This window comes from Baaleninema sp. (genome assembly GCF_049974805.1).
GTDB lineage: Bacteria > Cyanobacteriota > Cyanobacteriia > Cyanobacteriales > Geitlerinemataceae > Baaleninema.
In genome coordinates this window covers 15,590-27,083 of sequence record NZ_JBNGCO010000068.1, presented here as the reverse complement: position 1 = coordinate 27,083, position 11,494 = coordinate 15,590, and the positions used below count along the sequence as shown (strand labels likewise).

The following is an 11,494-nucleotide window of genomic DNA, read 5'->3' as shown; positions in this document are numbered from 1 at the left end:
ATAAGACGGGTTAATTTGATGCTTTCATCAATGGCAGCGTTATTGAAAATTGGTAGAACTTCCATCGTCCCTACGCTCGGCGTAGGGACGCACCTTTCGGACGCTCGGCGTCGAGTCGTCAAACACGGGGCGCAGAGCGCCTCAACTCCCGTTCCCACGCCGAGCGTAGGAACGATAAGACGGGTTAATTTGATGCTTTCATCAATGGCAGCGTTATTGAAAATTGGTATAAAACCTGGCATCCGTCAAAGCTGTACGTCTTCAGCAAAACCTCAATTAATTGGGGTGAAAACTGTCCTTTCCAGGGAAGGAGATTGCGGCGGGTTTTGTCTTCAATATTGAGTTGGTCTTGCGGAATTTCGGTGTTATCAACGGGAGGAAGCCAGCGATCGATCGGAGAGTTCAGTTCGACAACCATGAATTTCGGGATGCGATGACAGGGTTCGATCGTAACCCAAGACGTTCGGTGGCGTACTTTATCGTACCATCATCCCCCCAACCCCCCTTGATAAGGGGGACTATGAGAGTAAGGGGGGCTATGGAGGGATGCGGGAACCTGCATCGGACTTCAGCCCGATTTCCTCCCGCATCACAACACCCTACGGTTAACTGTCTTTGACGGGATTTCGCGCTTCGATCGCCCGAATCGCCCGTTTCACACTTTCGGGTAAAATCACCACCAAACTCTCGCGGGGGGCTTCGTCCAACGCCACGTTAATCGCCTTCTCCTCACTGAGAATCGACTCATAACGACAATCCGGGTCGATTTCCTCAATTCCGCGACAAATCAAATCCGCCGCTTCTCCCCGAGGCCGTCCCCGCGTGTCGTCGTCTTCCTTAACAATAATCGAATCGAAGATTTTCGCCGACAGCCGACCCAACTCCAGAAAATCCTCGTCCCGACGGTCTCCCGGTCCGCCGACGACGCCGATGCGTTTCCCGGGCCAGTTGCGGACGAACCCGCCCAACGCTTCGTAACTGGCCGCATTGTGGGCGTAATCGACTAGGGCGTGATAGTCCCCCATATCGAACAAGTTCATCCGTCCCGGCGTTTGACCCACCGAGGGCTTAAACGTCGCTAATCCGGCGCGAATCGCCTCTAACTCCAGCCCTTGGGCGTAAGCGGCCGCACAGGCGGCCAAAGCGTTGGCGATCGCAAACGGGGCCATTCCCTTCAACGTCAGCGGAACTTCTTCAGCCTTCGCCACCCGAATTCTGTCACTTCCGTCCCACACCGTCAAAAACCCGTCTTGATAGACCGCCGCTTTTCCGCCGTTTTTCGTATGTTCGAGGACGATCTCGTTTTCCGGGTTCATCGAAAAATACATAATGTTGGATTTGACGTTTTTCGCCATATCCGCCACTCGGAAATCGTCAGCGTTGAGAATTGCGTAACCCTCCGGTTTCACCGCCTCGGCCACCACCGCTTTCAAACTGGCCATCTGTTCGATAGTGTCGATATCGCCGATTCCCAGGTGGTCGGCGGCCACGTTCAACACCACTCCCACGTCGGATTCCTCAAAAGCCAAACCCGCCCGCAGAATTCCGCCTCGCGCCGTTTCCAACACGGCCATTTCCACCGTGGGATCGCCGAGAATCAAATTGGCGCTTTGGGATCCGGTGTTGTCTCCGGCTTCGGCCAGATAGTCGCCGATGTAAGTTCCGTCAGTGGTGGTATAACCGACCGTTTTCCCGGTTTGCTTGCAAATATGGGCGATGAGGCGGGTGGTGGTGGTTTTCCCGTTGGTTCCCGTAATGGCGATGATGGGGACGCTGTGGGGGGTTCCGGGGGGAAACAGCATATCCAACACCGGGGCGGCCACGTTGCGAGGTTTCCCTTCGCTGGGGCTGACGTGCATTCGGAAACCGGGGGCGGCGTTGACTTCCACGATGACGCCGTCGTTGTCCCGTAAAGGTTTGGAGATGTCTCGGGTGACGATATCTAAGCCGATGATGTCCAAGCCGACGATTTTCGAGACGCGCTGGGCTAACCAGCGGTTTTCCGGGTGGATTTCGTCGGTGCGATCGATGGCGATTCCGCCAGTACTCAAGTTCGCCGTCGCCCGCAAATAGCAAATTTCGCCTCTCTCGGGGATGCTGTCGGCGTCGTAACCCTGTTTGTCCAACCACTGCAAACTAATGCGATCGAGCTTCAACCGGGTCAAAACGTTATCGTGACCGTCTCCCCGTCGCGGGTCGCGGTTGGTTTCTTCGACCAATTCGGCGATGGTGGATTTTCCGTCACCAACCACGTGGGCGGGAACCCGTTCGGCGACGGCCACCACTTTTCCATCGACCACCAACACGCGATGGTCGCGTCCTTCGTAATATCGTTCTACGATGACCGATCGCGTTTTCGATTCTTCACTAGCGGCGTCGTAAGCGTCTTCGGCTTCGGACCACGATCGCACGTTAATCGTAATTCCCCGACCGTGGTTTCCATCGAGGGGTTTAATGACTACCGGATAGCCCCCCACATCTTCGATGGCCTCTTCGAGTTCGTCGAGATAGTGAATCACCGTTCCTCGGGGAACTGGAATTCCCGCATCGGCGAGGATGGTTTTGGTTCCTTCCTTATCGCAGGCCAGTTCCACGCCCAAAATTCCGCTGTTATCGGTGAGGGTAGCTTGAACCCGTTTCTGATGAATTCCCGTTCCGAAGCGAATCATCGCCCGGGCGCTTAACTGGGTCCAGGGAAGGCGTCGGTATTCCGCTTCCTTCACCAGGGCTTCCGTACTCGGTCCGAGTGCGGCGTCTTCCCAGATTTCTCGTAAATCTGCTAAATCTTGTTCCAGTTCCGCCTGGGGATAGCGTCCCGTCTCGACGAGACTACTGCACAGGCGCACCGCCGCCCGAGCCGCGTAACGCCCAGCTCGTTCGTCTTTGTATGCGAAAACGACGTTGTACACTCCGGGGGTAGCGGTCGATCTCGCCCGCCCGAAACCGACTTCCATTCCGGCTAAGGTTTGCAGTTCCAGAGCCACGTGTTCGACCACGTGACCCAGTAGCGTTCCGTTTTTGACCCGTTTGAGGAAGCCACCGTGATGGCCCGGAGAACAGAAATGTTCTTCGATACTCGGTAGGGTTTCGACGAGCGCCTCGTAAAATCCAGAAATCGTGTCTGTCGTTCGCTCTGCCAGATTCTCGAGGTCGAGTCGCACGACAATTAACTTATGACGGCGAATACTCCAGTAATTCGGGCCGCGTAAGGTGAGGATTTTCAGGATTTTCATAGGGATAACCAGAGAATCTAGCCGGAGCAGAGGGGAACTATACGTGAATAATATAGTTTAGTTTCGATCGCTCGATCGTCTGTCAACTGTTCGTGACGAACACTCTCGACAATTGATAATTGAGAGTTGATAATTGATAATTTTTCCCGCTCTTTCCCTCTCCCCATCTCCCCATTACTCGCCCGATAGCCGCTGAATTTGGTTCTGGGCGGTATTGTAGCAATCGACTAAGCCGCGATCGAGGCAGGATTGTGCCGCCCGTTGGTAGTCGGAAATCGCCCCTTGGATGTCGTTGAGTTCCTCGCGAACGTTGGCGCGGTTGAAGTAGGCGCTGGCAAAATTGGCGTTGAGGCGAATCGCTTGGGTGTGGTCTTCGATGGCTTTTCCGTACTCTCCCATGTCTGCGTAGACGGAGCCGCGATTGCTGTAGGCGACGGGGTTGTTGGGACTCAGGGCGATGGCCTGGGTGTAGTCTTCTACCGCCCCGGCGCGATCGCCGATAGCCGCTTTCGACAAGCCCCGATTGCTGTAGGCTTTGGCGTTGTCGGGATTGAGTTCTAGGGTGCGGGTGCAGTCGTCGATGGCGTTTTGATACTGTTTCAAGTTGAAATTCGCCACGCAGCGATTGTTGTAGGCCGCCCAGTCGTCGGGATCGAGTTCGATCGCCCGAGTACAGTCGTCTACCGCCGCTTCGTATTCCGATAAATTCAACTGAACGCTACAGCGGTTGACGAGGGCTTCTACGTTATCGGGATAGAGGTCGATAACTGTGCTATAATCTTCAATTGCCCCTTTGTAATCGGCGAGGGCAAATCGCGCCCGACCGCGACTGTAGTAGGCATCAGCATTTTGGGGATCGACGCGAATGGCTTGGGTGTAGTCGGCCATGGCCGCTTGTTTGTTCCCCGCCGCCGAATAGGCCAATCCTCGATTGAGATAGGGATAGGGCGAATCGGGATTGTTGAGAATGGCTTGGGTGTAGTCCTGAATCGCCGATTGATAGTCCCCCAATTTGTAGGACACCAAGCCGCGATTGTAGTACGCATCGGCGTCGCTGGGCGACTGTTCTAAAACGCTAGAAAAGTCTTGTATGGCGGATTCTAGCTGTCCCGAGTCCATATGCGCCAAGCCGCGATTGTAGTATGCGTCTGCGTTTTCGGGATCGTGCTGAATCGCTTGGGTGTAGTCGGCGATGGCGGCGTCGTACTCGCCTAAATCGTAACGAATGTTGCCCCGTTTGTAGTACGCATCGGCATTTTGAGGATTTTTAGCGATCGATCGATCGAATTCTACCAACGCCCCAGCGCGATCGCCGTTTTCGATTTTAGCGACGCCACGACGGTAAAACTCCCACGATCGACTTTGATTCGGACGTTGCCAAGCCCACACCGACCCCGCCGCCAAGGCCGCCGCCAGCAGCGAGGCCGCCGTCCACCGACGCCATCCCCACGGTCGCGTCAAAAAGGCGATCGCCCCTTGAGCGCGACTGCGGGTCTTCCCCTCTTGACCAACGGTTTCGTCCTCCTCAGAGGAAGACGAACCCTCTGCTAATTCTCCGTGTTCTCGGCCGAATCGGTCTAAAATCGGCTGTAAGTCTTCTAAAACCTCTTCGACCGACTGATAGCGTTTGGCGGTAGCATACTCCACCATTTTGTCGATAACGGCGCCCAAATCCTCCGAAACTTGAGTTCGCTTGCGCCAGTTCATCTGTCCCGAATCGTCTTGTAACTTGGGCAGATTGTTGGCTGAAATCCCCGTCAACGCTTGCACGGCGATGGTTCCCAAGGCGTAAATATCGCTGTTGTACTGGGGGTTGCCCTGAAACTGTTCGATGGGCATATACACCGGGGTTCCGGCGGCGATCGTGCGCAAGCGATCGTCTTGCGCCAATTGTTGACTGAGAGCTTTCACCGAGCCGAAATCGATCAACACCAACTCGTTATCGCGACTGCGGCGAATGAGATTGTCCGGTTTAATATCCCGGTGAATGACTTCGCTTTGGTGGACGAACTGAAGAATCAGCAAGACATCCCGCAGCATTTTCGCCACCGCTTCTTCCGGTAACGGCTGACCGGGGACAATTTCTTCGCTGAGGGGACGGCCGTCGATGTATTCTTTGACCAGATAGAGGCGATCGTCTTCCTCGAAATAGGCCAGCAGTCGGGGAATGCGATCGTGACTTCCCAAGGCTTCGAGGGTTTCTGCTTCCTGCTCGAACAATCGTTTGGCCGTTTGCAGCGATTCGACGCCCCCTTTAATAGGAGAGAGTTGTTTGACGACGCATTTGGGCAATCCCGGCCGTCGCATATCGGCGGACAAAAATGTTTGTCCGAAGGCTCCCGACCCCAAAATTTTAATAATGCGATAGCGTCTGTCTAGCAGTTGACCGATCGAGCGCATGACTTTCCTCGGGACGATGTAACCATAGAACGCAATCCCTGAAGTGGCGAGCGTGTGGCCGGCCGGAACGTCGTATCGCCACGCCGTCGGACTTTCTAGTTCTTGCCGCTCGTCCGAAGTTCTTCCAAGGTTGACCTCCTCAAATCCTGCGATCGCCCGCGTCACCCATCAACTCGTCGATCGCGACTCCAACCCCCCGGCTCCTTTTTGATTATATTGCACCACCTTCGAGTCCTTTGACAGGTCGTAAAGTGCTGCTTTACGCAATTGTCGCTCTCGTCGCTGCTGACGCCACAGGCGCACGGTTCGCAGCGTTAGCATATAACTCACCAGAGCGACGACGGTTCCCACGACCGAACTCCCGACGAACAAATCGGCGATCGCTTCTCCCGTTTCCGAGAGCAGTCCGTCGAGGGAGTTCCATTCCGTCAGGTTGACCTGGAGATTCGAGCCTAACAAAAACCGCCCCACGTGAAAGTTAATTCAATAAATGGGCAAGTACGTCAGGGGATTGCTAATCCAAGTTCCGGCGGCCGCACAGAGTTTGTGTCCCCGTACCACCACCGACAGCAGGACGCCGACGAGGGTTTGGACGCCAAAGAGCGGAAAACATCCGGCAAAAACGCCGGCCGCGATGCCGCGAGCCAAGTATTCCGGCGGGTCTTGCAAGCGCACCAAGCGCCAATAATAATATCGCAGCATTCGCCAACTGCGCTGTCCGAGCCGGGAAAACCACTGAACGAGTTGGGGTATAGATGCGATCGGGCGTATCATATTTGCGATGTACGAAGTAAAACGTCGAGTTTAAAGTCGATTGTCAAAAGCTATCGATCGAACGAGACGATGGAAAATCTTATAAATTTCCCGCGCTTTGAAATTCGGGCTTTCTGAGCTGTCCAACGTTATCAATTATCAATTGTCAACTATCAATTATCAACGTTGATGTCCGAACTGCTTGCACGAGGCGATACCATCGCCGCCATTGCCACCGCTGTAGTTCCCCAACAAGGGAGCGTCGGCATCGTGCGCCTGTCCGGGTCGGAGGCGCTATCTTTGGCGAAGAAACTTTTTCGCGCTCCGGGGCGACAAGTGTGGGAAAGTCACCGCATTTTGTACGGAACGGTACGCCATCCTCACACTCAGGCCGTTGTAGACGAAGCCCTCTTGCTCCTTATGTTAGCGCCTCGCTCGTTTACGCGCGAGGACGTGGTGGAATTTCACTGCCACGGCGGGATTATGGCGGTGCAACAGGTGTTGCAGTTGTGTTTGGAAAACGGGGCGCGATTGGCGCAGCCGGGAGAGTTTACGTTGCGAGCCTTCCTCAACGGACGCATCGATTTGACGCAAGCTGAAAGCGTGGCGGATTTGGTGGGGGCGAAGTCGGAAGCGGCGGCGCAGTCGGCATTGGCGGGGTTGCAGGGGCGGTTGGCGACGCCGATTCGACAGTTGCGGGGTCGGTGTTTGGATATTTTGGCGGAAATTGAAGCGCGGGTGGATTTCGAGGAGGATTTACCGCCGTTGGATGAAGGATCGATCGCGCAAGACATCGATGAGGTTTTGGCGGAGATCGATCGCATTGAAGGGACGGCGAGTCAAGGGGAGCTGTTGAGAACGGGGTTGAAGGTGGCTATCGTCGGCCGTCCCAACGTGGGAAAATCCAGTTTGTTGAATGCCTGGAGTCGCAGCGATCGCGCCATCGTGACGGATTTACCGGGAACGACGCGGGACGTGGTGGAATCTCAACTGGTGGTGGGGGGAATTCCGGTGCAGGTGTTGGATACGGCGGGAATTCGCGAGACGGTCGATCGCGTCGAACGCATTGGCGTGGAGCGATCGCGGGCAGCGGCGCAACAGGCGGATTTGGTGTTGTTCGTACTCGATGCCACTACGGGATGGACTGACGACGACGATCGCATTTACCAACAGGTGTGTCATCGTCCGCTGGTGGCGATCGCCAATAAAATGGATTTGGCGCAACGGCTTCCCCAACTCCCGATTTCCGAACCGCCCATCGAAACGGCGGCCTCCCAAAATCAAGGCATTGACACCCTGGAAGCGGCGATTTTAGATCGCGTCAAGGCCAACCGCTTGCAGGCGGCGAATATTGACTTCAGCATCAATCAACGTCAAGCCGCAGCCTTGACGCGGGCGAAAGTGGCTTTGCAACAAGTGCGTCAAACTATTGACGAGGCGCTACCGCTGGACTTTTGGACGATCGACCTGCGAGGGGCGATTCGCGCCTTGGGGGAAATTACTGGAGAAGAAATTACCGAATCCGTCCTCGATCGCATCTTCAGCCGCTTCTGTATTGGTAAGTAAGCTGAAATTTCGGCGCGTTCAGCCATCAGACACAATCTTGACGTTCTCCCCCGCCTGAAGGCAGGGGGATTCATCGTTCTACGAGTCTCCGTTAGCTGACAGGATCTCTCCAGCCAGCCAAGAGGGAATCTCTCCCGATGCGTGAATTCGGGTGCGCCCCACCCTACTCAATCCCAATTTAAGGATGTTAATCGCTGCGTTCGTATCGCGGTCGGCGACGAAGCCACAATGGGGACAAATATGGGTTCTCGTTGATAAAGACTTCTGTACCTTTTCCCCACAACTCGAACAGTTTTGACTCGTGTTGTGAGGCGGTACGGCAATCGCTATCTTCCCGTATTTGTCCGCAAAGTAGTCTAGCCACCGACGAAACAGCGCCCATCCGGCATCATCCCCCCAACCCCCCTTGCTAAGGGGGGCGAAGGGGGGATGGCGATTTTTGACTAGCCCTGCAACATTCAAGTCTTCGTAGGCCACCAAATCCCCCCCAACCCCCCTTTGAAAGGGGGGCGAAGGGGGGATGCGGAGTGCCACTCTCTTGACAAACTCTTCTCGCTGCCGACTTACTCTCAAATGTTGACGAGCATATCGCTGTCTAGCTTTTCGATAGTTACGAGACTGGGGTTTTCCTTTACGGAACTTTTTAGATTTTTGGCGGTTGAGCCGATTGAGTCGCTTTTCAGCTTTCCGATAAAATTGAGGAATTGGCTCGATATTTCCTTGACTGTCTGCCAAGAAATACTTCAAGCCCACATCAATCCCTACCGCTTTTTGAGAAGGGGTTAAAGGTTTGGACACCGTCAGTCTCGGATCGAGCTTGATACAAAACTGAACGTAATATCCATCGGCTCTTTTGAGAATCCTGACTCGCTTAATCTGCTCGGGGTGGTAATAATTTAAATCTCTCGAACCAATTAAACGCAAATGTCCGATACCCTTCTTATCGGTGAAGACAATGTGCTTTCTGTCTTCTGAAAGTTTCCAACCCGAAACTTTATACTCGACTGAACGGGTATTCCTTTTGAATTGAGGATAACCTTCTCTTGGTGCGCGTTCCCTAGCGCCGTGCGACGGCGCGGGGTCGCACCGCTTCTTTCCTTTGACTTGTTTTTTACAGTTTTCGTAAAAACGAGTAATAGCTCTCAGGGTTCGCTCGACCGCCGTCTGGCAAGCATGAGAGTTCAGTTCTTCAACAAACTTAAACTCTTTTCTCAATCGTGTGTTATACCGAAATAACTCAGCCTTACCCACACCTCGATTATCCATCCAGTAACGCAAAACTTTATTGCGGACGAACTGAGTCATCCGAATTGCTTCCTCGATGGCTTCGACTTGATAAGGTTTAGGTTTGACCTTGTATTCGAGAACAAACATCGTTTGACACTTGCTTGCTTGGTATCATCATAACATACATAATGCCGCCCTGGAAGGGCGGGGCTTGAAACCCATTATTTTGGGTCAAAACAGAACGGGTGCGGTAGGACTCGAACCTACGACTCGCTGCTTAGAAGGCAGCTACTCTATCCACCTGAGTTACGCACCCAACCGGGTCAGTTTAAAAATTCACACAATTTAAAACCATAATATCATCTTCTACCCCGTTCGGGCAAGAGGCGACCTCGAGTCGTTCGGGCAATCGGATACTTCATTCGGAGAGGGTGTCTGCGAACTCGACCCATTCCGTCTAAGCCAATTATCAAAGATTTTGGGTTGACCCCGCCATTTTTGATAAAGATTTTGTCGCCGCCAAACAGGCCTTAACGATATTCGTCGCCGCAGTCGCCAATAATAGAGAACAAATCGCGCGATCGCTCGAAAATCGGCGCCAACTGCCCTCGGTCTTCTTCGTCTAAACTGAAATCGAACAGACGGGCGTTGTCAGCAATATGTTCGCTCAACCCCAATCGCGCCCCGACGATCGCTCCCGCCACCGCAGGCTCTTCGAGGACGTAACGTACCGCCACGTTGGCAAGGCTGACCCCATGTTTGTCGGCGATGCTTTTGAGAACCGACAGGAGTTCTTGAAATAACCTCCAGCCGCCCCAAGCGTCTATCATCTGTTTGTATTTTCGCAGGGAAACGGTTTCTAGGGTGAAGGAACCGGGATCGGGCCGTCCGAGCCATTCTTCCGAAAGAAACCCGCCGCAGAGCGTCCCGTAAGCCAGTAGGCGAACGCCCCGTTCTTGGCAAAACTGCGCCATTTTCACTAAGGGACGGCGATCGATAAGGGAAAATTGCACTTGGTTGGACACCACTTCGATGCCGCGATCGAGAATAATTTGAAGGTGTTCGGTGTCGAAATTCGTGAGCGCCAAATGTCGGATTTTTCCTGCTTTTTGTAAGTCGCTCATGTGCGCTAAAGCGTCGAGATAGTTAGGATTTCGATAGTCCCACCAATGAAACTGCAATAAGTCTAAGGTCTCGACGTTCATTCGATCGCGGGAACGATCGATATTTTTTTCCACCAGTTCTCGCGTCATGCGTCCGGGGCGCGGCACCCATTTGGTAAAGGCTTGTATGTCGTCTAACGCCGCCTTCCCTCGTGTTTCCGCCAGTTGTCGCCGAAATTCGCCGATGAAGTCTTCAGCCGGACCGTAATGGTCGGCTAAATCCCAGGTGGTAAACCCCGCATCGACGTAATCGAACATCGCCGCGATCGCACGGTTGCGATCGATGCGTCCGTGGGCGCCAGACACTTGCCACATTCCGTTGAGAACGCGACAAATCGTCAGATCGGAAGTCAGTTGCACTCGGCTGTTTGCAGGTAACGCCATGAAGAAATTGAGAATCGATTGTTGAAAATTGAGAGTTGAGAATGTTTCTCTTCCCTTATCATCCCATCACCCCCTCACCTCATTACCCCCTCACCTCATCACCTCATCACCTTACCTCAACTTTCACTTCGTATTCGTAGCCTCGATAATTGGAGGGAAATTCGAGGATATACTCGCCGCTTTCAGGGAGTTGTCCGGTCCAGGTGGAGTCTCCCGCCATTCCCGCCGCGTTGGTGAGTTCTTCGCCGCTGGGGGATCTCAGAAACGGAAGCGGCCCTTCGAGGGCGGTGAGGGTCATCGTTTGTCCGGCAAAGGCTTCGAGATAATAGGTGTGGGTTCCGGTGCCGATGAAGCGATCACCGAATGTGACCGCGATCGCGTTGGCGGGAAACTGAATTCGGGCAACTTTTTGGTTACAACTGCTTTCTGTCAGATCTTTGTAAACCCAGCCGGACAGGGGATCGGAGATTTTCCACCAGGAACCCTCCTCGCCTTCGACGGATACCCAGGTTCCGTTGTCGAGGTTTCCAACAATATTTCCGTCGGCGACGTTGGGGGTCGATCGCACGTTCAGGGGAGCGTTGGGATCGTCCACTCTAACCATTGTCGTCGTGCAACGGACGACGCGGACGATGGCAGGTCGAACTGTCGCTTCTGGGGTCGCTTCTGGGGTCGCTTCTGGGGTCGCTTCTGGGGTCGCTTCTGGGGTGGTGGGAGTCGAGGCGGGGGCTTGAGAAATAGGGGTAGGGGTTGCGGTTGGGGTGGGTT

At 54.2% G+C, this 11,494-nt stretch carries 7 protein-coding genes, 1 tRNA gene and 1 pseudogene; 1 reads left to right on the top strand and 8 read right to left on the bottom strand.

From position 1 onward, the window contains the following. Window positions 1-184: 184 nt before the first annotated feature. The 4 genes and pseudogenes from ACP5D4_RS13755 to ACP5D4_RS13740 form a co-directional block, all read right to left on the bottom strand. Entirely contained in the window at window positions 185-418 is a 234-nt protein-coding gene (locus ACP5D4_RS13755) for a hypothetical protein (RefSeq protein ID WP_428012189.1), read from the bottom strand. A gap of 187 nt (window positions 419-605) precedes the next feature. After that, window positions 606-3,233, bottom strand: a complete 2,628-nt coding sequence (gene cphA / locus ACP5D4_RS13750) for a cyanophycin synthetase (protein WP_428012188.1) — start codon at window positions 3,231-3,233, stop codon at window positions 606-608. Between the two features lie 174 nt (window positions 3,234-3,407). Next, the gene (locus tag ACP5D4_RS13745; RefSeq protein WP_428012191.1) at window positions 3,408-5,633 is read right to left on the bottom strand and encodes a tetratricopeptide repeat protein; all 2,226 of its coding nucleotides are present in this window, start codon (window positions 5,631-5,633) and stop codon (window positions 3,408-3,410) included. Between the two features lie 168 nt (window positions 5,634-5,801). Further along, window positions 5,802-6,335: pseudogene (locus tag ACP5D4_RS13740) on the bottom strand (DUF2062 domain-containing protein). 240 nt (window positions 6,336-6,575) lie between these two features. On the opposite strand from ACP5D4_RS13740, the gene mnmE reads away from it, so the two are divergent. Further along, window positions 6,576-7,952 carry a tRNA uridine-5-carboxymethylaminomethyl(34) synthesis GTPase MnmE gene (mnmE, locus tag ACP5D4_RS13735; protein WP_428012187.1) on the top strand — a complete coding sequence of 459 codons (1,377 nt, stop codon included), beginning with the start codon at window positions 6,576-6,578 and terminating at the stop codon, window positions 7,950-7,952. Window positions 7,953-8,030: 78 nt separating this feature from the next. Here mnmE and ACP5D4_RS13730 read toward each other — a convergent pair whose 3' ends face one another. The 4 genes from ACP5D4_RS13730 to ACP5D4_RS13715 all read right to left on the bottom strand — a co-directional run. Next, entirely contained in the window at window positions 8,031-9,326 is a 1,296-nt protein-coding gene (locus tag ACP5D4_RS13730; protein WP_428012186.1) for an RNA-guided endonuclease InsQ/TnpB family protein, read from the bottom strand. Between the two features lie 95 nt (window positions 9,327-9,421). Continuing rightward, window positions 9,422-9,495, bottom strand: a tRNA-Arg gene (locus tag ACP5D4_RS13725). A 214-nt stretch (window positions 9,496-9,709) separates the two neighbouring features. Further along, entirely contained in the window at window positions 9,710-10,726 is a 1,017-nt protein-coding gene (locus tag ACP5D4_RS13720) for an aldo/keto reductase (RefSeq protein WP_428012185.1), read from the bottom strand. A 106-nt stretch (window positions 10,727-10,832) separates the two neighbouring features. Beyond that, a partial coding sequence (locus ACP5D4_RS13715; RefSeq protein WP_428012184.1) for an SH3 domain-containing protein occupies window positions 10,833-11,494 on the bottom strand: 662 nt, incomplete at its 5' end.

What these genes read in the sequence shown, in the direction of transcription:
- ACP5D4_RS13755 (WP_428012189.1), bottom strand. Translation starts at nt 418, where the DNA reads ATGGTTGTCGAACTGAACTCTCCGATCGATCGCTGGCTTCCTCCCGTT.
- cphA (WP_428012188.1), bottom strand. Translation starts at nt 3,233, where the DNA reads ATGAAAATCCTGAAAATCCTCACCTTACGCGGCCCGAATTACTGGAGT.
- ACP5D4_RS13745 (WP_428012191.1), bottom strand. Translation starts at nt 5,633, where the DNA reads ATGCGCTCGATCGGTCAACTGCTAGACAGACGCTATCGCATTATTAAA.
- mnmE (WP_428012187.1), top strand. Translation starts at nt 6,576, where the DNA reads ATGTCCGAACTGCTTGCACGAGGCGATACCATCGCCGCCATTGCCACC.
- ACP5D4_RS13730 (WP_428012186.1), bottom strand. Translation starts at nt 9,326, where the DNA reads ATGTTTGTTCTCGAATACAAGGTCAAACCTAAACCTTATCAAGTCGAA.
- ACP5D4_RS13720 (WP_428012185.1), bottom strand. Translation starts at nt 10,726, where the DNA reads ATGGCGTTACCTGCAAACAGCCGAGTGCAACTGACTTCCGATCTGACG.